Annotated in this window: 15 protein-coding genes and 1 pseudogene; 9 read left to right on the top strand and 7 right to left on the bottom strand. The window is 73.4% G+C overall.

Annotation, left to right across the window (positions count from 1 at the left end; translation table 11 throughout):
* Nucleotides 1–49 precede the first annotated feature (49 nt).
* Entirely contained in the window at nt 50–3,139 is a 3,090-nt protein-coding gene (locus F9278_RS43300) for a glycoside hydrolase family 2 TIM barrel-domain containing protein (protein WP_152173207.1), read from the bottom strand.
* 260 nt (nt 3,140–3,399) lie between these two features.
* On the opposite strand from F9278_RS43300, the gene F9278_RS43295 reads away from it, so the two are divergent.
* Both F9278_RS43295 and F9278_RS43290 read left to right on the top strand, forming a co-directional pair.
* Complete coding sequence (locus F9278_RS43295) at nt 3,400–5,814, top strand: SpoIIE family protein phosphatase (RefSeq protein WP_152173206.1); 2,415 nt, start codon at nt 3,400–3,402, stop codon at nt 5,812–5,814.
* Between the two features lie 171 nt (nt 5,815–5,985).
* On the top strand, nt 5,986–7,245 hold the full coding sequence (locus F9278_RS43290; protein WP_152173205.1) for an SLC13 family permease: 1,260 nt from the start codon (nt 5,986–5,988) through the stop codon (nt 7,243–7,245).
* 15 nt (nt 7,246–7,260) lie between these two features.
* Here F9278_RS43290 and F9278_RS43285 read toward each other — a convergent pair whose 3' ends face one another.
* Nucleotides 7,261–7,671: a cupin domain-containing protein gene (locus tag F9278_RS43285; RefSeq protein WP_152173204.1), complete on the bottom strand. Its 411-nt coding sequence runs from the start codon at nt 7,669–7,671 to the stop codon at nt 7,261–7,263.
* A gap of 62 nt (nt 7,672–7,733) precedes the next feature.
* Nucleotides 7,734–8,630, bottom strand: a complete 897-nt coding sequence (locus F9278_RS43280) for an alpha/beta hydrolase (protein WP_152173203.1) — start codon at nt 8,628–8,630, stop codon at nt 7,734–7,736.
* Nucleotides 8,631–8,749: 119 nt separating this feature from the next.
* Here F9278_RS43280 and F9278_RS43275 point away from each other — a divergent pair, with 119 nt between their 5' ends.
* Nucleotides 8,750–9,784 carry a helix-turn-helix domain-containing protein gene (locus F9278_RS43275; RefSeq protein ID WP_152173202.1) on the top strand — a complete coding sequence of 345 codons (1,035 nt, stop codon included), beginning with the start codon at nt 8,750–8,752 and terminating at the stop codon, nt 9,782–9,784.
* A gap of 36 nt (nt 9,785–9,820) precedes the next feature.
* Here the strand turns inward: F9278_RS43275 and F9278_RS43270 are convergent, their stop codons facing one another.
* Nucleotides 9,821–10,738 carry a helix-turn-helix domain-containing protein gene (locus F9278_RS43270; protein WP_152173201.1) on the bottom strand — a complete coding sequence of 306 codons (918 nt, stop codon included), beginning with the start codon at nt 10,736–10,738 and terminating at the stop codon, nt 9,821–9,823.
* Between the two features lie 64 nt (nt 10,739–10,802).
* Between F9278_RS43270 and F9278_RS43265 the strand changes: the two genes are divergently transcribed.
* On the top strand, nt 10,803–11,627 hold the full coding sequence (locus F9278_RS43265; RefSeq protein WP_152173200.1) for a phytanoyl-CoA dioxygenase family protein: 825 nt from the start codon (nt 10,803–10,805) through the stop codon (nt 11,625–11,627).
* A gap of 40 nt (nt 11,628–11,667) precedes the next feature.
* Here F9278_RS43265 and F9278_RS43260 read toward each other — a convergent pair whose 3' ends face one another.
* The 3 genes from F9278_RS43260 to F9278_RS43250 form a co-directional block, all read right to left on the bottom strand.
* Nucleotides 11,668–12,342, bottom strand: a complete 675-nt coding sequence (locus F9278_RS43260; protein ID WP_152173199.1) for a response regulator transcription factor — start codon at nt 12,340–12,342, stop codon at nt 11,668–11,670.
* Nucleotides 12,339–13,544, bottom strand: coding sequence for a sensor histidine kinase (locus tag F9278_RS43255; protein WP_226967188.1), 1,206 nt, complete (start codon nt 13,542–13,544; stop codon nt 12,339–12,341). Before F9278_RS43255 ends, F9278_RS43260 begins: the two co-directional genes overlap by 4 nt.
* Before the next feature lie 144 nt (nt 13,545–13,688).
* Nucleotides 13,689–14,864: an ABC transporter substrate-binding protein gene (locus F9278_RS43250; protein ID WP_152173197.1), complete on the bottom strand. Its 1,176-nt coding sequence runs from the start codon at nt 14,862–14,864 to the stop codon at nt 13,689–13,691.
* 260 nt (nt 14,865–15,124) lie between these two features.
* Here F9278_RS43250 and F9278_RS43245 point away from each other — a divergent pair, with 260 nt between their 5' ends.
* The 5 genes and pseudogenes from F9278_RS43245 to F9278_RS43225 form a co-directional block, all read left to right on the top strand.
* A complete protein-coding gene (locus tag F9278_RS43245; RefSeq protein ID WP_226967187.1) occupies nt 15,125–17,887 on the top strand; it encodes an ATP-binding protein in 2,763 nt (920 codons plus the stop codon).
* A gap of 222 nt (nt 17,888–18,109) precedes the next feature.
* On the top strand, nt 18,110–18,934 hold the full coding sequence (locus F9278_RS43240; RefSeq protein ID WP_152173196.1) for an alpha/beta fold hydrolase: 825 nt from the start codon (nt 18,110–18,112) through the stop codon (nt 18,932–18,934).
* Nucleotides 18,935–19,015: 81 nt separating this feature from the next.
* On the top strand, nt 19,016–19,813 hold the full coding sequence (locus F9278_RS43235) for an alpha/beta hydrolase (protein ID WP_152173195.1): 798 nt from the start codon (nt 19,016–19,018) through the stop codon (nt 19,811–19,813).
* A gap of 61 nt (nt 19,814–19,874) precedes the next feature.
* A complete protein-coding gene (locus tag F9278_RS43230) occupies nt 19,875–20,666 on the top strand; it encodes an MBL fold metallo-hydrolase (RefSeq protein ID WP_152173194.1) in 792 nt (263 codons plus the stop codon).
* Nucleotides 20,667–20,814: 148 nt separating this feature from the next.
* Nucleotides 20,815–21,297, top strand: a pseudogene (locus F9278_RS43225) (amidohydrolase family protein); the annotation flags it as partial.
* Between the last annotated feature and the right edge of the window lie 8 nt (nt 21,298–21,305).

The raw sequence follows: 21,305 nt of genomic DNA, 5'->3' as shown, positions 1-21,305 counted from the left end.
GTCCAGTCCGGTGTCCAGTCCGGACCGAAGGGGCGCCTTCTCGCGCGCGTCAGACCGCGAGAACGTCCAGCCTGCTGATCCGTACCGCGCCGCGTGTCTCGCCCGGATGGCGGCTGGTCAGCGTGAGTCGGATCCGGCTGCCGCGCACCGGGGCGAAGGTGATCGCCGTGGGGGTGTCGGAGGCGGTGGCCCAGTCGGTCTTCACGCCCTCGGCCGGGACGTACCGTCCGCCGTCCCACACCTCGACCGCGACGGTCTCGGGCAGGGTGTGCCCGGCGTCGACGGTGAAGGAGACCTCGACCCGGTCCACCGTCCCGGGCCTCCCCCAGTCGACCGACACCCAGTCCTCGGGCCGCGCCCCGCCGAACACCGGCAGCAGGGCGGTGGCCGCCTTGAGGAAGCCGTTGGACCAGCCGGTGGCGGGGTCGCCGTCGAGCATGGCGGCGGGCAGGGTGTCCGGGCGGCCGGAGTAACTGGCGTCGGCGTAGGGGTGGTTGACGATGGGCGGGTGGTCCGGCTCGAACGCGGTGGCCGGAGTGGTCGACGTGTCGCGCGCCGGCGTGGCCCGGACGCCCACCTTCCCGGTCCGCAGTCCCGCCACCCGGGCCGTCACCTTCACCGGCCCCGGCTCGGTCCCGGCGCGGACGATCGCGAGCGCCTTGCCTCCGAAGGCCGTCCGGGTGGCGGCCTGGTAGCGCTCGGCGCTCTCCTCGCGGCCGTTGTCGAGCCCGGCGAGGGAGCCGCCCCGTACGTCGAAGGCGATCGGATGCTCGGCGTCGGGCACCACCACGCCCCGGGCGTCGACGATCTCGGCGGTGACGAAGACCAGCGAACGTCCGTCCGCCGCCAGGGACTTGCGGTCGGCCGTGAGACGTACGGCGTGCGGCCGGCCGGACGTGCGCAGGACGTCGGTGGCGACGGTCCTGCCGTTCCGGCGCGCCACGGCCTTCAACTCGCCCGGCGCGTAGGGCACTTTCCAGGTGAGGTGGAGCTTGCCCGCGCTGCCGTTGGGGCTGGTGTAACTGCCGGGGTAGGGGCCGTCGGTGAAGGTCTTGTCGTCGCCGGTGGCCTCGGTGGTCTCCAGGTAGGGGCGGCCGTCGAGGGTCTTCTTCTCGTCGAACCTCCTTGTCCCGAGGGACTTTCCGTTGAGGAACAGCTCGACGGTGGCGACGTTGGAGTAGGCCCACACCTCCACGGTGTCGCCCTCGGTGTGGTTCCAGGTCATCGGCAGCAGATGGACCATGGGCTCGTCGATCCACTGGCTCCGGAAGAGGTGGTACATGTCCTTCGGGAAACCGGCCGTGTCGACGGCGCCGAAGAAGGACGCCTTCACCGGGAAGACGTCGTACGGGGTGGGCTCGCCGATGTAGTCGATGCCGGACCAGAGGAACTGCCCGGCGAACCACTTCCGGTCGCGGTCCTTCTTGTGTCCGTACTCGCCGCTCATGGTCCAGGAGGCGAGGTTGTTGTCGTACGAGGAGACGCCCCGTCTGCCGGGGGTGTGGTTCTCGCCGGTGTTGAGGCGCTCCGGCTCCTGGTAGACGCCTCGGGTCGAGGTCTCCGAGGAGGACTCCGACTCGAAGAGGAACAGGTGCGGGTAGCGGGCGTGCAGGGCGTCCACGGACTTGGCGGTGTTGTAGTTGAGGCCGAGGCCGTCGAGCTTGGCGAGGATCAGATCGCCGGGGGTGCCGGGGGCGGGGACGCTGCGATGGCGGTGGGAGCCGATGACGATGGGGCGGGTGTCGTCGGAGGCCTTGACGGCGGCGATCAGCCGGTCCGCCATGGCGAGGCCGGCGGTGGAGGTGAACTCGGAGACCTCGTTGCCGATGGACCACATGAGGACGGCGGGCGAGTTGCGGGCCGCGAGCACCATCTCGGTGACGTCCCGGTCGGCCCACTCGTCGAAGAAACGGCCGTAGTCGTAGCGGGTCTTGGGGCTCCGCCAGCAGTCGAAGGCCTCGACCGTCATCACGATGCCCAGTTCCTCGCAGACCTCGATCATCTCCGGGGAGGGCGGGTTGTGGGAGGTGCGGAAGGCGTTGACGCCCATCGACTTCATGATCGTCATCTGGCGGCGGATCGCGTCGGCGCTGACGGCGGCGCCGAGCGCGCCCAGGTCGTGGTGGAGGTCGACGCCCCTGATCTTGTGGGCGGTGCCGTTGAGGTGGAAGCCCTCTTCGGGGTCGAAGCGGAAGGAGCGGATGCCGAAGGGGGTGCGGTGGATGTCGGTGGTGGTGCCGCCGACGCGCAGCTCGGTCCTGAGGGTGTAGCGGTGCGGGTCCGCGAAGTCCCACAACCTCGGTTCGCGGACGGTCAGTTCATGGGTCTCGGTCGCGGTGCCGGTGACGGCGACCGCGGAGGACGTCCGGGCGACCGTACGGCCGCGGGCGTCGACGATCCGGGAGACGACCTCGACGTCCGCCGTGCCTTCGGAGGCGTTGACGACGCGGGTGCGGACGCGGACGAGGGCGCGCTCCTCGGTGAGGTCCGGTGTGGTGACGTGGGTGCCCCAACGCGGCACGTGCACGGGGTCGGTGACGACGAGGCGGGCCTCGCGGTAGATGCCGCTGCCGGAGTACCAGCGGCTGCTGGGCAGCCGGTTCTGGACCTTGACCGCGATGACGTTCGCGGTGGCGCCGTCGGTGTGCAGCAGGTCGGTGAGGTCGAAGGCGAAGCCGGTGTAGCCGTAGGGGTGGCGGCCGACCTCGGTGCCGTTGCAGTGGACGTACGAGTCCATGTAGACGCCGTCGAACTCCACCGAGATCCGCTTCCCGGCGAGGGCGGGCGGCAGGGTGAACGTGGTGCGGTACCAGCCGAGGCCGCCGGGGAAGAAGCCGGTGCCGCTGGTGGTGCCGTGCCGGGTGGTCGGGGCGAGTTCGATGGACCAGTCGTGCGGGACCGCGACCCGGCGCCACGCGGAGTCGTCGTAGCCGGGCTTCGAGGCGTCGGCGTACTCGCCGGTCGGGTCGGTGATGCCGCCCGGGTCGACGAGGGCGAAGCGCCAGCCGTCGCGGAGCGGGAGGGTCCGGCCGGTGGACGCGGGTCGCGCCCGGGGCGCGGCGGCCGCGGTGCCCGCCGGCGCTCCCACCATCGGGGCGGAGGTGCCCGCGAGGAGTAAGGATCTGCGGGTGACGGTCATGGTGTTCCCTTCGTCGAACGTGCGGGTGAACGTTCCGGGAGCCGTGGCGCACAAGGCCCCACAAGCCATCACAAGGGATCGTGACCAACCAGAATCTGACGACACTCCCCAGGGGCGTCAAGTGCCCCTCGTGCCACTCGACGAACAGGGGTGCGACAAATCCCGCAGGCGTGCGGTTTCCCGTCCGCTTTACCGGCGGAGCGCATAGGGTGGAATTCACCCGTAAGCCCGTTCGGTCCGGCGAAATGGAACTCGCGACGATGAGGAGCCGCAAGGTAACGCACGGTGATGCCCCTGCGTATGCCCTGGACGGTGCCGCCACGGCGCGGGCGGCCATGGACGGCGACGGCACGATCGTCGAATGGAACGAGGGCGCGCGCCGTCTGCTGGGCTGGCCCGCGGCGGAGGTCGTGGGACGCCCCGCCGAGGAGCTGCTCGCCCCGGGGGGCGCTTTCCTGCCGCCCTCGCCGGGCAGCCGCAGCTGGAACGGCACGCTCGCGCTGCGTCACCGCGACGGTCGTACGGTGACCGCGTGGCTGCTCGCCCACCACCGGGGCATGAAGGACGGCGACGGCGGCGGCAGCTGGCTGGTTCTGTGTCCGCTGGACGATCCCGGCCCGCTGGTGCGGGACGATCCGCTCGCGGCGGCCGTCATGGTCCAGTCGCCGTGCGCGATGGCCGTCTTCGACGACCGGCTCAGACTGCGCGGCATCAACGCCGTGATGGCCGACGCCGTGGGCATGCCCGAGGACAACCTCCGGGGCCTGCACATGTCCGAGATCCTGGGCGGTCGCCAGGGCGAGAAGCTGGAGCAGCATCTGCGCGAGGTGCTCGCCCTCGGCCGCCGCAGGGATGTGCAGACCTTCCTGCGGGCCGCCGACGAGGACCGCGCGCACGCCTGGTCGGCGGCGATCGCCCCGATCACGGACGACTCCGGGGTACCGATCGGGGTCTGTGTCACCGGGCACGACATCACCGAGCAGTACCTCGCACGGCAGCGCCTGCAGCTGGTGAACGAGGCGAGCATCCGTATCGGCACCACCCTCGACGTGCGGCGCACCGCGCAGGAGCTGGCCGATGTGTGCGTCCCGGTCCTCGCCGACTTCGTCAGCGTCGACCTCATGCAGTCCCTGGACCACGGCGACGAACCGCACGAGGGCCCGCTCTCCGCGCCCTTCACCCTGCGCCGCGCCGCCCACCGGTCGGTCACCCCGGGCTGCCCCGAGGCGGTCGTCGAGGTGGGCCGCACCGACGTCTACCCGGCCACCTCCCCGCAGGCGGCGTCCCTGGTGGTCGGCCACACCATCGTGGCGACGGACCCGGCCAACACCCTCGTGGACTGGCTGGCCTGGGACCCCATACGCAGCTCACGGGTCAAGGAGCTGGGCGTCCACACCACCATGTCGGTGCCGATCCGGGCCCGGGGCACCACCCTCGGCGTGGCCGTCCTCACCCGCTTCAAGCGGACCGACCCGTACACCGCCGACGACGAGCTGCTCGCCGAGGAGGTGACGGCCAGGGCCGCCGTCTGCATCGACAACGCCCGCCGCTACTCCCGCGAACGCGAGACCGCGCTCGCCCTCCAGCGCAGCCTGCTCCCGCAGACCCTCCCCCGGATGCCCGCCCTGGAGGCCGCCTCCCGGTACCTTCCGGCGGCGCAGGCCGGGGTCGGCGGTGACTGGTTCGACGTGATCCCGCTCTCCGGGATGCGGGTCGCCATGGTCGTCGGCGACGTCGTCGGCCACGGCGTCCAGGCCTCCGCCACCATGGGCCGGCTGCGGACCGCCGTCCGCACCCTCGCCGACGTCGACCTCGCCCCCGACGAACTGCTCACCCACCTCGACGACCTCGTCGTACGGCTGTCCGCGGAGGCCGGCAGCGAGGGCGTCACCGGTGAGGTGGGCGCCACCTGCCTGTACGCCGTGTACGACCCGGTGACCCGCCGCTGCACCTTCGCCCGTGCCGGGCATCCGCCGCCCGTCGTGCTGGACCCGGACGGACGGCCGATGGAGGTGGAAGTGCCGTCGGGACAGCCCCTGGGCCTCGGCGGACTGCCCTTCGAGTCCGCCGAACTGGAACTGCCCGAGGGCACCCTCATCGCCCTCTACACCGACGGTCTGATCGAGACCCGGGACCGGGACATCGACGCCGGTCAGGAACTGCTCGCCGAGGCGCTCTCCGGCCGTACGGGCCCACTGGACGACATCTGCCAGCAGGTCGTCCAGTCCCTGCTGCCCGCGAACGGCGCCCCCGACGACGTGGCGCTGCTGCTGGCCCGGACCCGGGGGCTCAGGGCGGAGCGGGTCGCGACCTGGTCGATACCCGCCGACCCCGCGTTCGTCGCCCGCACCCGCCAGTACGTGCTGACGCAGATGGCGCTCTGGGGCATCAGCGAGTCGGCGTTCACGGCCGAGCTGGTGGTGAGCGAGCTGGTCACCAACGCCATCCGGCACGGCGCCCCGCCGATCCAGCTGCGCCTGATCCACGACGACACCACGCTGATCTGCGAGGTGTCCGACGGCAGCGGCACCGCCCCGCATCTGCGCCGTGCCAAGACCTTCGACGAGGGCGGACGCGGACTGCTGCTGGTGGCCCAGCTGACCCAGCGGTGGGGCAGCCGGCACACCGAGGACGGCAAGACGATCTGGGCGGAGCTGACGCTGTCGGAGGAGTGAGCCGGCGGTGGGAGAGCGGTGAGAGCGGAGTGAGAAGGGCCTCACCGGTGGGCTGACAGGTGCCGGACGGGTGTTCGTGGTGTGTTCCCGGGCAGCTGTAGGGTGCACCAGTCGTGCCGCCCCTCCCCTCCCCCTCGCTCCCCCAGCTCCGAGAACCGTGAAAGTCCTGCCGTGAACACCGCCCTCGCCGAGGTCCTCTCCGTCGTCCTGCTCGTCGTCGTCCTCGGCAGCGCGGTCGCCCGCCCCTTCGGACTGCCGGAGGCGGTGGTCGCCGTACCGGCGGCCGGGATCGTCGTCGCCACCGGTGCCGTCTCCTGGGAGCACGCCCGTGCGGAGGCCGAGCTGCTCGGCCCGGTGCTCGGATTCCTCGCCGCCGTGCTGGTGCTGGCCAAGCTCTGCGACGACGAGGGGCTCTTCCGGGCGTGCGGGGCGTGGATGGCGCGCGCGTCGGCGGGGAGCCCCCGTCGGCTGCTGGGCTCGACGTTCGCGCTGGCCTCCGGGATCACGGCGGTGCTCAGCCTGGACGCGACGGTGGTGCTGCTCACCCCGGTGGTGTTCGCGACGGTGGCCCGGCTGGGCGCCCGCCCCAAGCCGCATGTGTACGCCACCGCGCATCTGTCGAACACGGCCTCGCTGCTGCTGCCCGTCTCCAACCTCACCAACCTGCTGGCGTTCACCGCGAGCGGGCTGAGCTTCACCCGGTTCGCGCTGCTGATGGCGGCGCCCTGGGCGGTGGCCGTGGCCGCCGAGTACGTGGTGTTCCGGCGGTTCTTCGCGGCCGATCTGGACGCCGGGGCACCCGCGCCGAAGGAGACGGTGGAGGCGCCCGAGCTGCCGATGTTCGCGCTGGTCACGGTCGTGTGCACGCTCGCCGGGTTCGTCCTGACGTCCGTGCTCGGCATCGAGCCCGTGTGGGCGGCGCTGGCCGGGGCCGTGGTCCTCGCGGTCCGCGCGCTCGTCCGTCGCACCACGGGCCCGGTCGCCCTTCTCCGCTCCGTCTCCCTGCCCTTCCTCGCGTTCGTGCTGGCGCTGGGCATCGTGGTGCGCGCGGTGGTCGACAACGGCCTCGCCGACGCGCTGGGCCGGGTGATGCCGTCCGGCACCGGCCTGCTCGCCCTCCTCGGCGTCGCCGTCCTCGCCGCCGTGCTCTCCAACGTCATCAACAACCTGCCCGCGGTCCTCGTCCTGGTCCCGCTGGCCGCCCCGCTCGGCACCGGCGCCGTCCTCGCCGTCCTCCTCGGCGTCAACATCGGCCCGAACCTCACCTACGCCGGTTCCCTGGCCACCCTGCTGTGGCGCCGCATCGTCCACCACCACGAACACGATGTGCACCTGGGCGACTTCACCCGCCTCGGCCTCCTCACCGTCCCGGCGGCGCTGCTGTCGTCGGTGGTGGCACTGTGGCTGTCGCTGCTCGTGTTCGGCGGCTGAGACGGGCGGGTCCGGTCAGCCCCCGGCCCGCCTCTCCAGACGGCTGCCCCGAGGGAGGGTGACGGACAGGATGTCGCTGGGGCCGTCCAGCTCCATCCGGTGCAGACGTCCGCGCGGCACGATGGCGGCCGTACCGGCCGTCAGCCTGATCTCCTCCTCGTCCCCCGGCTGCCGCTCGGGGTCCCCCGGCCTGCTCTCCGGACCGAGGTAGAGGCGTATCCCACCCGTGAGACAGGAGACGACCTCCTCCGCCTCGGGGTGGACCTCCCAGTGGTCGGCGTGGACGTCGGCGTCGGTCCGCGCGTGGAAGGCCATCACCTGCCAGCCGTCCCGCCCGGGGTCGAAGACGGGCGGCACGGCGTGGGCGGCGCCGTCCCGCTGAAGGTGGATGAAGGAGGAGAAGAGGTCGATCGGGGTGACGGTCATGTCGGGATGTCCTTCCTGCGGTGCTGTTCGGTCGGGCGGGGGCGTCGCGCTCACTCGGCGGCTCACTCGGCCAGGGCGCGGCGCAGGGCCGCGCCCAGTTCGGCGATCTGGCGCTGGGAGATCTCGGCGGAGAGGATCGCGTGCGAGCCGTGGAACGTGCCGGGCCACTGGTGCAGTTCGACCGAGACGCCCGACTGGAGCAGGCGCAGGGCGTGGACGATGTCCTCGTCCCGGTTCGGGCAGAACTCGGCGGTGGCGACATAGGCGGGCGGCAGCCCGGAGAGATCGGTGGCGCGGGCCGGGGCGGCGTACGGGCCGGCCGGCCGGGAGCCCAGGTAGTGCCCCCAGGCCGCGGTGAGTTTGTCGCGGGTCAGCCAGGGCGTGTCGGTGAAGTTCCGCGCCGACCAGGTCTCCTGGCGGTCGTCCAGCCCCGGCTGGTTGAGCAGTTGGAAGCGGATCGACGGCCCCCGCTCGTCGCGGGCGCGCAGCGCCGTCCCGGCCGCGATGCCCGCGCCCGCGCTGTGGCCGCCGACCGCGATCCGCTCCGGGTCGAGGCCGAGTTCGGCCGCGTGGTCGGCCGCCCAGGTCAGTACGGCGTAGGCGTCGTCCAGGGCGGCCGGGAACGGGTTCTCGGGGGCGAGACGGTACTCCACCGAGATCACGACCGCGCCGGACGCGTCCGCGAGCCGGGCGGCCCACGGGTGCTCGGTGTCCAGGTCGCCCATGACGCCTCCGCCGCCGTGCAGCCAGACGACGGCGCCCTGGGACCGGTGCGGGCGGTAGATCCGCACCGGCACGTCCGGATCGGCGGGCACCGTGCGGTCCTCGACGTCCATGCGCGAGGTGTCCGGTGCCGGGACCGCGGCGGCGAGTTCGGCGAACCGCTTGCGCTCGACGACCGGGTCGGTGAGGTCGGCGCGGGGGAACAGGGCGACGAATGCTTCGAGTTCGGGATCCATGCCGGCCATCCTCACGGTCGCGGTCCCCCGAGGTCATCCGCCGACTGTCGGGCTCACGGCCCGGATCGCGCGCCGATCGGCGCCCCTCCCGGCGGCCGTGGACGCCCTATCCTCCAGACATGGAGGCACTGGCCGCACGGCTGTCGCACCTGGACGCGCAGGCCGAGGGCGCGATCCGCGTCGTCATGTTCTACGACACGCTGATGCGCCGCCGGGTGGATCTCCCCGCGCTCGCCCGTGCCTCGGCGGGCCTCGCCGCCTGCGTGACCGGGCTCCGGCTGCACGGCACGGGACGGGCGATCCGTATGGCGCCCGACGGCAGGGAGACACCCGGCGCGCCCCCGGCCATGTCCTCGTCGCTGCCGATCACCCTCGACGGGGAGGAGATCGGTGTGGTGTGGCTGGAGCGGCCCGAAGCGCCCGGCGCGCTCGACGAGTTGCTGCTCGATCGGCTCGCCATCGCCGCCGCCGCGGTCGTCGAGCGGTACGGGCCGGCCCGCACCACCATGGCCGACCCCGCCCTCGTCGAGCTGGTGATCAGCGGTGACAGCGACGAGGCGGCCCGGAGCCGGGCGTCGCGGCTGCTGGGCTTCGCCGCCGGGCGTCCGGTCCAAGTCGTCGCCGTGCGGACGGAGTTACCGCTCGACCGGGTCGGCGGACTGATCTGTCCGGCGCGTCCGGTGAAGGCCGCGCCGCTCGGCGACCTGGGTGTCCTCCTGGCCACCGCCGTGGACCGGGCCCGGTTCCCGGCGGGTGTCCGCGCGGGTCTCGGTGCCGCCGCGCGACCGGACCGTGCCTGGCAGGAGGCCCGCACCGCGCTCCGCTTCACCACCCCGCGCCGGCCGGTCCTCGCGTACGCCGAGCTGGGGGCGCTGGCGCTGCTCGCGCAGGTGCCCGAGGACGCGGCCCGGGACAACGCCGATGTGGCCGCGATCGCCAAGGTGACCTGCAACCCGGAGGACCTGGACACCCTGGACGTCTACTTCGCGACCGGCTCCCTGCGCCGGGCCGCCGAAATCCTCCATCTGCACCACAGCAGCGTGGCCCGCCGACTCGAACAGATCGGCAGGACCCTGGGCTTCGAACTCACGGACCCGGGTGGGGTGCTGCGGGCCCAACTCGCGCTCGCCGCTTGGCGGTTGCTGGAGGAGTGAGGCACGCCCTCCCCGGTGCGGGGGCGGCGGCGGCGGTCAGCCGTCGTCGCGCAGCCCCTGCCGGTACTCCCCCGGCGGCACCCCGTACCGCTGTCGGAACACCCGGCTGAAGTGGAACGGGCTGCCGAAGCCGGAGGCGGTGGCGACCCGTTCCACGGGCAGGTCGGTGGCTTCCAGGAGGCGGGCGGCGTGGTGGAGGCGGGCGTGGCGCAGGGCGCGCATCGGGGAGTGGCCGAGCTGCTCGGTGAAGAGGTGCGCGAATCGGGACGGGGAGAGGGCGACGCGCTCGGCGAGGGAGCGGACGGTGTGCGGGGCGCCGGGATCGGCGGCGATCAGGTCCTCGGCGCGGCGGATCCTCGGGTCCGCGCCCGACCGGCGTGGCTCGGAGCGGGCGGCGGTGAGCAGCACGACCTCCTCCAGGGAGCAGAGCGCGAGTTCCCGGGCGGCCGTGCCGTGCGCGACGGCCACTTCGGTGTCCTCGGGGGCCGTCGGGGGCACCGGCGGTGTGCCCTCGCCCGTCCAGCGGGCGTCGGCGAGCATTCGGTGGAAGGCCGTGTCGACGCGTGCGCGGATGCCGTCGGGGGCCGAGGGCACGGCGTACAGGCGGTCGCCGGTCCCGTACGGGCGCAGCCAGGACGTCCAGGAGGGGCGCGGCTGGCAGTGCACCCACCAGAACGCCCAGTGCCGGGCGCCGGGCCCGACCGTGTAGTGGTGCGGCGTGTCCGGGCCCAGGACGACCAGGTCGCCGGGGGCGGCCAGTGTCTCGGCGACGCCCTGCCGCAGCAGTCCCGTGCCGCCCGTGGTCCAGGTGAACAGCCAGCTGTCGGCGCCGCGCGGCCGGTGCACGGCGTACGGCGGGCGCTGGTCGAAGCGGCCGATGATGACCTGGCCGGGCGGGGGTGAGGGGTCCTCGGGCGCAGCAGTCCCAGGCAGGTCGTCAGCACGCACAGGCATCCTCCCGAAAGGCGGTCGGACCTAGCGTGGAGTACATCGGTCCACGGTGAGAAGGGACGCGCGGATGGCAGTCACAGGCAAGTCGGAGTCCGGGGCGAGGGGCAGGATGTCGGCGGAGTTCGAGGAGAACGGGTTTCTGGTGGTGCGGGGGCTGTTCTCCCCCGTCGAGATCGAGGAGTTGTGCGACCGGTTCGCGGCCCTTCAGGCCGGTGGTCCGGTGCCGGGGCACTTCCAGCCCCGCCCCGCCGCGCCGGGCGAACCGGCCGACCCGCTGCACGTCCACCCCCGGGTGATGCACCCGCACCGCATCGACGCGCTCTCGCTGCGGGTGCTCCTCGACGCCCGGCTGCGGGACGTCCTCGAAGGGCTGCTCGGGGAGGAGGTGCTGGCCGCGCAGAGCATGTTCTACTTCAAGCCGCCGGGCGCCCGGGGGCAGGCGCTGCACCAGGACAACTTCTATCTGCGGGTCGAGCCGGGCACCTGTGTCGCCGCGTGGATCGCCTGCGATGTGATCGACCGGGACAACGGCGGTCTGGAGGTCGTGCCGGGCACGCACCGCATGGATCTGTTCTGCCCGGAGGAGGCGGACGAGCAGGTGTCGTTCGTCCGGGAGTACGTCCCGCCGCCGCCCGGACTGACCACCGTGCCCGTCGACATGCGGCCGGGCGACGTCCTCTTCTTCAACGGCAGCCTCGTGCACGGCTCCCAGCCCAACCGCACCACCGACCGCTTCCGCCGCTCCTTCATCGGCCACTACGTGGGCCGTTCCACGGAACGCATCGGCCACTACTACGAGACGCTGACGATGAGCGGCACCCCCGTGGCCCTGGCGGAGAGCGAGGGGGCGGGCCCGTGCGGCACCGAGTTCGAGCCGACGGGCGCCCACTGAGCGAGCCCTTCGCCTCGACGGAGCCCCGGTTCAGCCCGGTTCAGCCCAGTTCGAGCAGCCCCCGCCGGACCGCCTCGGACACCGTGCTCGCCCGGTTCTCGGTGCCGAGCTTGCGGTAGACGCGGACCAGATGGGTCTTGATCGTGGCCTCGGTGAGATGGAGGGCGGCGGCGATGGCCCGGTTGCTGTGGCCCAGCGCCAGCAGCCGTACGACCTCGATCTCACGGTCGGTCAGGGCGCCGCCCGGATCGGCCAGATGCCCGGCGAGATGTCCGGCGGCCTCGGGCGCGAGCCCCATCCCGCCGGCCGCCGCGGCACGCACGGCGCGGAAGAGTTCCTCGGGCGGGCCGGCCTTGAGGATGTAGCCGCGGGCGCCGGCCTCCATCGCCCGTACGACGTCCCCCTGGGTGCCGGAGCCGGTGAGGACGACGACCCGGCTGCCGGGGGTGTCGGCGATGATCCGGCGGGTCGCGTCGAGGCCGTTGACGCGGGTGCCGGGGGCGGTGTCGTCGGTCAGCCGGAGGTCCATCAGCACCACGTCGGGGCCCAGTCGCGCGGCGAGGCGGACGGCCTCCTCGCCGTCGCCGGTCTCGCCGACCACCTCGAAGCCGGGTTCGCCGGTGAGCAGGGCGCGCAGTCCGGCGCGTACGACCATGTGGTCGTCCACGATCAGGACGCGCAGCGCGGGGGTGGCGGGGGCGTCGGGGTCGGTCACCGGCCGACCGCCGGGCCGGCCAGGGCGAGGGTGTCCACGGGGAGGCTGGCGCGGGCCAGGGTGCCTCGGCCGGGGGCGCTTCGGACGGTGAGCGAGCCGCCGAGGGCGCGCAGCCGGTCCCGGCCGGCGGCGAGGCCGAGCCCCCGGTCGCCCCGGCGGGCGGTGGTGCGCCCCGCGTCGAAGCCCACGCCGTCGTCGCGCACCTCTACGCGGACGGTCGCGCGGTCGCGGTGGTCGAGGGTGACCCAGACATGGCGGGCGCGGGCGTGCTCCCGGGCGTTGGCCAGCAGGCCCTGGGCGACGCGGAGCAGGGCGGCGGCCCGGTCCCGGGACAGGTCGCCCGGCTCGCCCTCGGTCCGGAACAGCACCCGGGTGGGTGTGGTCGTGTCGCGGGCGCAGAGGGCGCGCAGCGCGGTGGTGAGGTCGCCGTGCTCCAGGGCGGGCGGGGTGAGGTCGCCGATGATGGTGCGGGTCTCGGCGAGATGCGCGCCGAGCGCGTCCACGACCGTGCGGACCTGGGTCCTGGCGAGGTCGGGGCGGCGGTCCCAGTCCCGGTCGGCGGCCTGGAGGAGCATCCGGCTGCCGGCGAGTTCCTGGGCGAGGGTGTCGTGCAGGTCGCGGGCGATGCGGGCGCGCTCGGCGAGCCGGCCGGCCTCGCGCTGGCCGCGCGCCAACTCGGCTCGGGTGCGCCGGAGTTCGCCGAGGAGCCGCTGCTGGGCGCGGTAGAGGGCGACGGTGGCCCAGAGCGCGGCGGTGGGCGGGACGACCAGTTCGGGGTGGAGGGGCGCGGAGGTCCGGGCGATCACCACGACGAGCAGCACGGTGATCCCGCCGACGGCGGCGACCGCCGCAGGGCCGGTGAACATGCGCAGGGCGAGGATGGCCAGCGGCAGGGCCAGCCAGGTGTAGGCGGTGGCGACGGACGCGGGCATCCCCCAGGAGATCGCGCACCACAGGGCCAGCAGGGCGGCGAGCCACAGGGGCCTGCCCCGGCTCCCCAGCCGGTCCCAGAGGGCGAGTCCGCCGACGTATCCGCCCGACAGCAGGGTGATGAGCGGGACCAGTTCCCAGCACAGCGTGGAGTTGACGTCGACGAGGCGGAGCACCCCGCCCACGACGACGGTCAGGAACACCAGGTCGGGCAGCCGCCGGAGCGACAGCGAACCTCGGCGTACGAAGGCGGGGGCGGCGATGGCGGGCACGGCGGCGATTCCCTCTGCGACGGTCCGGACGGGCACGGGCTGGCTGGCACGGGGCCGGCGGGGCCAGCCGAGTGTAGACAGTGGCACGTGTGACCGAGGTAAGGGGACGTGAGGGAGTGCGCCGTGCCCGTCCGGTGCGCGCTGCTACCGCCCGGGGTGCAGGCCGAGGACGCCCGGTGTCGGGTCGCCCTTGACCTCGCCGAAGTAGAGGGCGAAGGTCTGCTTCCAGCGCTCGACCTGGGCGCGGTCCTCCATGAACCGGGGGAAGCCGTCGAGGTGGGCGTTCCGGTAGGTCCACACGGGCTTCAGCCCGCCGGCGGGGGTGACGTCCGTGCGGACGGACCAGCCGTTGAAGGAGCCCTGCTGGCGTTCGGTGGACAGCGCCCAGTTGAGGTACAGCTTGCCGGCGGTGGGGTTGGCGGCCTTCCTGAGGATCGCGGCACGCTGGCCCCAGGCAATGAAGGGGTGTCCGTCGGCCACGGCGAAGCGGGTCGCGGCGGTCGGGGGCGCGGTCAGTGTGCCGGAGCCGCCGACGCCGATGGCCTTCCGCTTGGCGTTGACGGCGACGCCCGGGGTGTGCGAGCCCCGGTTGAACTGCGGCTGCTGGGCGGCGAACTCGGCGATCCAGTCCCAGCCGTAGGCCTCCTGGTAGAGGGAGAAGAGGTACAGCACCGCGTCGTCGTCGTGCGGGTAGGAGGAGGCGATGGCGTCCTTCCAGCGCGGGTCGACCAGCTCGCGGGGCGACTTGGGCGCGTTCCCGGCGACGGCGTCGACGCCGTACATGTAGCTGAAGGCGATGACCTGGACGGCCGTCCAGGCGCCCTGCGGGTCGCGGAAGTCCTTGTACAGCTTGGAGAATCCGGCGGGCCTGTAGTGCAGCAGCCTGCCCTGGCTCTTCCAGCGGGTGAAGTCCTGGAGCGTCTGGAGCTGGACGACGTCGGGGACGAGGGTGCCGGTGGCGAGCTGGTTGTCGACGCGGACGTCGTGGTACTTGCTGTAGTCCACGACCATCGTCAGGTCGATGTCGGGGAAGCGGGCGCGGAACGCCTGGACGGTGAAGTCCTGTTGGGTGGCGGTGTCGCCGCCCGCGTAGATGACGAGCCTGCCGCCCTCGGCGACCGCGTCGCGGTACAGCTCGTCGAGGGAGCGGGTCTCCTCGGCACCCGCCTGCGCGCTCGTTCCCGGACTCCGGTCCGCCGTACGGGAGTTCGACGCCGACGCGGTGGCGGCGGCGTGCGCGGTGCCGGTCGCGGCGAGGCCGCCGAGCGCGGCGCCCGCCCCGGTGGTGAGGATGCGTCGCCTGCTGAAGCTGCTGGCCATGTGGGGGAAGGTCCTTTCAGGGCTGACTCGTACGGCGGTGCCGCTGCGGCGGCACCGTAAGTCTGTGAGCGACGGGGGCCGCGGCGCGTCGCCCGTAGGCCGTCGACGCGTTCAACCGTTCGGTTGAACGCGTGCCTCATCCGTCACGGACGGATCACCCTGTACCGCTCTCGCCCGATGCCCGCGTACGGCGGGCCGCGCGCTGATTGAATGAGGAGGCTTCACCAAAACCTCATACGGCCTACACAGGAGGCCCCCGGTTGAAGGGCGTCGTCGTGGTTCTCAAGGGGCGGGTCAGGGAGCGGGAACGGCTCGACCGGCTGGTGGCGGAGGTACGGCAGGGGCTGAGCGGGGTTGTGCTGCTGCGGGGCGACGCCGGGATCGGCAAGACGGTGCTGCTCGATCACGCGGGCCGGGGGGCCGCCGATCTGCGGGTGTTACGGGTGGCGGGCGTGGAGTCGGAGTCGGGATTCCCGTTCGCCGCGCTGCACCGGCTGCTGGTGCCGTTCCTGGACGGCCTGAAGGAACCCGGTGCGCTGCCGCCGTCGCAGCACGAGGCGCTGAGGGTGGCGTGCGGGCTGGCCGACGGGCCGCCCGCCGACCGGTTCCTGGTGGGGCTCGCGACGCTGACCCTGCTCGCCGAGGCCGCGAAACGACGGCCGGTGCTGGCCTGCGTGGACGACGCGCAGTGGCTCGACGAGGAGTCGCTCGGCGTGCTCGCCTTCGTGGGGCGGCGGGTGCACGCCGAGGGCGTCGGGCTGCTGTTCGCGGCCCGCACCGGGTTCGAGGCGCCCGCAGGTCTGCCGGTCACCGAGATCACCGGCCTGGAGGAGCCGTTCGCCCTGGAACTGCTGCGGGAGGCCGTCACCGGGCCGCTGGACGCCCGGGTGGCCGCGCGGATCGTGGCCGCGACCGCCGGGAATCCGCTCGCCCTTGCCGACCTGGGCCAGGAGCTGACCGCCGACCAGTTCTCCGGCTCCCTCGCGCTGCCCGAGCCGCTGCCCGTGGGCGGCCGGCTGGAGGCGCACTATCTGCGGCGGGTGCGCGAACTGCCGGCGGCGGCCCAGACCTGGCTGCTGCTGGCGGCGGCGGTGCCCGGCGGCGACCTCGGCTATGTCACCGGCGCGGCGCGGCGGCTCGGTGCCGGCCCCGAGGACTCGGGTCCGGCCGAGGCGGCGGGGCTGGTGGTGCTGCGCACGGCCGTCGAGTTCCGGCATCCGCTGGTGCGGTCGGCGGTGTACGGCGGTGCCACCAGCGTGGAGCGGCGGCGGGCGCACCGGGCGCTGGCCGAGGTGACGGACCGGCCCGCCGACTCCGACCGGCGGGCCTGGCATCTGGCGGCGGCCGTCCTCGGGCCGGACGAGGAGGTGGCGGCCGAGGTGGAGCGCTCGGCCGACCGGGCGGGCGCGCGGGGCGGCCACGCGGCCCGCGCCACGTTCCTCGGCAGATCCGCGGAGCTGACCCCGGGAGAGGTCGCGCGGGCCGGCCGGCTGCTGGCGGCGGCGGAGGCCGCGCTGGCGGCCGGGGCGCCGCTCCAGGCGGAGTCGCTGCTCGACGCCATCGACGTGGGCCTGCTCGGCGACGTCGGCCGGGGCCGGGCCCTGCTGGTGCGCTCCCACGCGGTGACGCTCCTCGGCGACGCGGACTCGTTCGCGAGGGCGCCCGCGCTGTGTCTGCGCGCCGCGCGGGCCCTCGCCGAGGGCGCTCCGGAGCTGGCCCGGGAGGCCCTGCTGCGGGCGGTGGAGGGCGCGATCACCTCGGAGCACCTGATGCGGGACGCCACCGTCGCCGACATCGCGCGCGCCGTGGACGACCTGCTGCCCCGCGGCGCGCCCGCGACCGGCGTCGATCTGGTGCTGCGCGCCTTCGCCGTCCTCGTCACCGACGGCTACGAGCGGGCCGTGCCCGCGATGCGGCGGGCCCACACGATGCTGCTGGACCCGCGGACGCCGGACGAGGACGTGCTCCGCGCCTATCTGCCCACCATCACGCTGTCGATGATGCTGTGGGACGAGGAGGTCCAGCGGGCGGTCATGCGCCGGGCCGCCGACGTGGCCCGCGCCACCGGTTCGCTGCCGCAGCTGGACACCGCCCTGTACTGCTCGGTGATGCACGAGACCAACCTCGGCGAGCTGGCCCTCGCGGACGAACTGCACGCCCAGGGCCTCCAGATCCGGGCGGCGATCGGCGCCACCGACGACACCTGGGCCATCTACCGCCACCCCGAACTGCTCGCCTGGCACGCGGACACCGACGGGCTGGAGGATGTCCTGCGGGGCTCCATGGAGGCCGGTACCTGGCTGGGCAACGGCGCGGTGGAGTCCATCGCCCGGATCGGCATGGCGGTCCTCGCGCTCGGCTCCGGGGACTACTCCCGTGCCCGGACGATCACCCAGGAGCTGACCGGCCACGACACGTTCGCCTACCACTCCCGGCTCCTGCCCCACCTGGTCGAGGCCGCCGTGCGCTGCGGCGACCGGGTCCTCGCCACGACGGCCCTGAAGACCCTGGAGTCCCGGGCGACGGCGACCGGCACCGCGTGGGCGCGCGGTCTGCTGGCGCGCTGCCGGGCCCTGCTCGCGCCCGCGGGCGACGCCGACCCGCTGTACCGCGAGGCGATCGCCCTGCTCTCCGGCGGCGGCGCCCGCGCCGACCTGGCCGTGGCCCATCTGCTGTACGGCGAGTGGCTGCGCCGCCGCAAGCGCCGCAGGGACGCCCGGGAGCAGCTGCGTACGGCGCTGGCGATGTTCGACACCATGCGGGCCAGGGGCTACGCGACGCGCGCCGCGCAGGAACTGGCCGCGACCGGTGAGCATCCGCGGCGCGGCCCGGCGGGGACGGGCGGCGCGCTGACCCCGCAGGAGCTGACCATCGCCCGGCTCGCCAGGGACGGCGCGACCAACGCCGAGATCGCCGCCCGGCTGTTCATCAGCGCGAGCACGGTCGACTACCACCTGCGGAAGATCTTCCGGAAGCTCGACGTCACCTCGCGCCGGCAGCTGTCGCGGATCCCGGAGCTGTGAGCCGCTGTGGCGGGGCGGGGAGCCCCGGCTTAGCGTCGAACCACGGCCCGGGTCACGGCCCGGGACACGGCCCGGGACCGTGGGGCGACCACGCGCGGCGCTCACAGGTCACGACCGGGCGTCACGAGCGCGCGTCGCGACTACGCGTTCCACAGGATTCGGGGGCGGTCCGGCCCGTCGGAGGATGCACGGGTCGGAACCGCCCGCAGACGGGAGCACCCCATGCCGTACGTCACCGCAGCCGACGGGGCACAGATCTTTTACAAGGACTGGGGTCAGGGACGCCCGGTCGTGCTGAGCCACGGCTGGCCCCTGAGCTCGGACAGCTGGGAGGCGCAGCAGCTGTTCCTCGCCACCCACGGTTTCCGTGTCGTCGCGCACGACCGGCGCGGACACGGCCGTTCCACCCAGACCTGGCACGGCAACGAGATGAACACCTACGCCGACGACCTGGCCACCCTGATCGACACCCTCGATCTGCGGGACGTCACGCTCGTCGGGTTCTCCACCGGCGGCGGCGAGGTGGCCCGCTACATCGGCAGGCACGGCACCGGCCGGGTCGCGCAGTTGGTGCTGGTCTCCGCCGTACCGCCGTTCATGCTCAGGACCGACGACAACCCCGGCGGTGTGCCCGTCGAGGTGTTCGACTCGATCCGCGCCGGATCGCTGGCCGACCGGTCGCAGCTGTACCGGGACCTCGCCGACGGCCCGTTCTTCGGGAACAACCGGCCCGGCGCGGATGTGTCGCAGGGCGTCCGGGACGCGTTCTGGCTGCAGGGCCTGCAGTCGGGGCACCGCAACGCCTACGAATGCGTCGCCGCGTTCTCCGCCACCGACTTCCGTGCCGACCTCGACGCCGTGGACGTGCCCGCGCTGGTCGTCCACGGCGACGACGACCAGGTCGTGCCGTTCGAGGTGGGCGGCAAGGCGTCGGCGGCGCGGATCAAGAACGCGACGCTGAAGGTCTATCCGGGAGCCCCGCACGGCATCACGGACACGCACAAGGAGCAACTCGGCGCGGATCTGCTGGAGTTCCTCAACTCCTGAGCCCGCACACCTCGCAGGTCCCGCAGGCCCCGCACGCCCGCACGTCCTGTTCACCTCGTTCCCGTTCCTGGAAGGAAAACGATGAGCAGTCCCGACACGATCGTCCTGATCCACGGTTTCTGGGTGACACCCCGGAGTTGGGAGCACTGGGTCGCCCACTACGAGAAGCGCGGCTACCGGGTCCTCGCCCCGGCCTACCCGGGCTTCGAGGTGGAGGTCGAGTCGCTGAACGCCGACACCACCCCGATCGAGAAGGTGACGGTCCCGCAGATCGTCGACAGCCTGGTGTCCCTGGTCCAGGGCCTCGACAGGCCGCCGGTCCTCATCGGTCACTCCGCGGGCGGCGTCTTCGTCCAGCTCCTGCTGGACCGGGCGCTCGGCGCGGCGGGCGTGGCGATCAACTCGGCGCCCACCGAGGGTGTCGCCGTACTGCCGCTGACCCAGATCAAGTCGGCGTTCCCGGTGCTGAAGAACCCGGCGAACCGGCATCGCGCGGTCGGTCTGACCTTCGACCAGTGGCACTACGCCTTCACCAACACCTTCCCGGAGGAGGAGTCGAGGGCACTGTACGAGCGGTACGCGATCCCGGCGTCCGGCAGCATCTTCTGGGACAGCGCCCTGGCCACCCTGCGCCCCGGCCACCAGAGCACCTATGTGAACTACCACAACGAGGACCGGCCGCCGCTGTTGTTCGTGTCGGGCGAGAAGGACCATCTGATGCCGCCCAAGGTGCAGCAGTCCAACGCCAAGCACTACAAGGCGCACACGGTCACCGAGGTCAAGGAGTACCCGGGGATGCCGCATCTGCTGCCCGCCGCGCCCGGCTGGGAGGCGGTCGCGGACGACGCCCTCGACTGGGCGGTCTCGCACGCGCGCTGACTCCCGTACCCGGGGCGGCCGTCGCCACGGCCGCCCCGGGCCTTTTCCGGAAGGAATCCCGATGACCGGCGTCCGCGTCACGCACATCGGCGGCCCCACCGCCCTGATCGAGATCGATGGCCTGCGGCTGCTCACCGACCCGACGTTCGATCCGCCGGGCCGCCGCTACGCCTTCGGCTGGGGCACCTCGTCCCGCAAGACGGCCGGGCCCGCGTTCCCGGCGGCCGAACTGCCCCCGGTGGACGCGGTGCTGCTCACCCACGACCATCACGGCGACAATCTCGACGACGCCGGCCGCGCCCTGCTGCCAGGCGTGAGGACGGTGCTCACCACCCCGGCCGGGGCGCGGCGGCTCGGCGGCAACGCCCACGGGCTGGCGCCCTGGGACACCTGGAAGCTGTCCTCCCCCGACGGCACGACCGTCGAGGTCACCGCCACCCCCGCCCGGCACGGCCCGCCGCTGTCCCGCCCGGTCGTCGGCGAGGTGACCGGCTTCGCCCTCTCCTGGCCCGGCCAGTCGCACGGCGTGCTGTGGATCTCCGGCGACACGGTCCTCTTCGACGGTGTACGGGAGGTGGGCCGCCGTCTGACCGTGGGCACCGCGCTGCTGCACCTCGGCGGCGTCGGCTTCCCGATCACCGGCCCGCTCCGCTACACGATGACCGCCGCCGGGGCCGTGGAGGTCTGCCGGCTGCTGCGGCCCCGTACGGTCGTGCCGGTGCACTACGAAGGGTGGAGTCACTTCCGTGAGGCCCGTACGGCGGCCGAGCGGACGCTCTCCGAGGCGCCGGCCGAGGTACGGGACGTGTTCCGCTGGCTGCCGAGGGGGACGGCGACGGAACTCAGCGTGTGAGGGGCGTGCGGATCGGCCCCTCGCCGCCCGCCGCCAGCAGGTCCAGGGCCCGTGCCCAGTGGAACTCCCCGCGCCCGCCGCCCTCTTCTTCCTCTCCGGCCTCTCCGGCCTCTCCGGCCTCTCCGGCCTCTCCGGCGTACGGGTCGCCTTCATCGGTGCCGACAGCCTCGCCCGGCTGGCCGCGCACGGCTACGGCGTCAACATGAACCCGGCGATCAAGTGGACGATCTCCGATCTGATGGCGGAGGTCGTGGGCGCGGAGCGGTCGGCGTACCAGTGGCCCGCGCGTTCGGCCTTCGACGCGGGTGTGGCGGTGTGCGCCAGTTCGGACGCGCCGATCACCGAGCCGGACTGGCGGCAGGGTGTCGCCGGGATGCTGCTGCGCGAGTCGAAGGCCAGCGGCCGGGTCAACGGCCCCGAACAGCGTGTGGAACTCGCCGAGGCGCTGCGGGCGTACACGATCAACCCGGCGCGGCAGGACTTCGCCGAGGAGTGGAAGGGGGCCGTGGAGGTGGGCAAGGTGGCCGACCTCTGCGTCCTGGACCGGCCGCTGCTGGACCTCGACGCGCACGACATCACCGGCATCCAGGTGGACATGACCGTGTTCGACGGCGGCATCGTCTTCGAGCGCCGAGCCGG

The sequence above is a fragment of the Streptomyces phaeolivaceus genome, from assembly GCF_009184865.1.
GTDB classification, from domain to species: Bacteria; Actinomycetota; Actinomycetes; order Streptomycetales; family Streptomycetaceae; genus Streptomyces; species Streptomyces phaeolivaceus.
Note: the sequence above shows the minus strand (reverse complement) of the source record. Positions and strands in the feature narration are given on the sequence as shown.

Excerpts from the sequence above, each read along its gene's own strand:
- F9278_RS43300 (WP_152173207.1), bottom strand. The coding sequence starts at position 3,139 with ATGACCGTCACCCGCAGATCCTTACTCCTCGCGGGCACCTCCGCCCCG.
- F9278_RS43295 (WP_152173206.1), top strand. The coding sequence starts at position 3,400 with ATGAGGAGCCGCAAGGTAACGCACGGTGATGCCCCTGCGTATGCCCTG.
- F9278_RS43285 (WP_152173204.1), bottom strand. The coding sequence starts at position 7,671 with ATGACCGTCACCCCGATCGACCTCTTCTCCTCCTTCATCCACCTTCAG.
- F9278_RS43280 (WP_152173203.1), bottom strand. The coding sequence starts at position 8,630 with ATGGATCCCGAACTCGAAGCATTCGTCGCCCTGTTCCCCCGCGCCGAC.
- F9278_RS43275 (WP_152173202.1), top strand. The coding sequence starts at position 8,750 with ATGGAGGCACTGGCCGCACGGCTGTCGCACCTGGACGCGCAGGCCGAG.
- F9278_RS43270 (WP_152173201.1), bottom strand. The coding sequence starts at position 10,738 with ATGCCTGTGCGTGCTGACGACCTGCCTGGGACTGCTGCGCCCGAGGAC.
- F9278_RS43265 (WP_152173200.1), top strand. The coding sequence starts at position 10,803 with ATGGCAGTCACAGGCAAGTCGGAGTCCGGGGCGAGGGGCAGGATGTCG.
- F9278_RS43250 (WP_152173197.1), bottom strand. The coding sequence starts at position 14,864 with ATGGCCAGCAGCTTCAGCAGGCGACGCATCCTCACCACCGGGGCGGGC.
- F9278_RS43240 (WP_152173196.1), top strand. The coding sequence starts at position 18,110 with ATGCCGTACGTCACCGCAGCCGACGGGGCACAGATCTTTTACAAGGAC.
- F9278_RS43235 (WP_152173195.1), top strand. The coding sequence starts at position 19,016 with ATGAGCAGTCCCGACACGATCGTCCTGATCCACGGTTTCTGGGTGACA.
- F9278_RS43230 (WP_152173194.1), top strand. The coding sequence starts at position 19,875 with ATGACCGGCGTCCGCGTCACGCACATCGGCGGCCCCACCGCCCTGATC.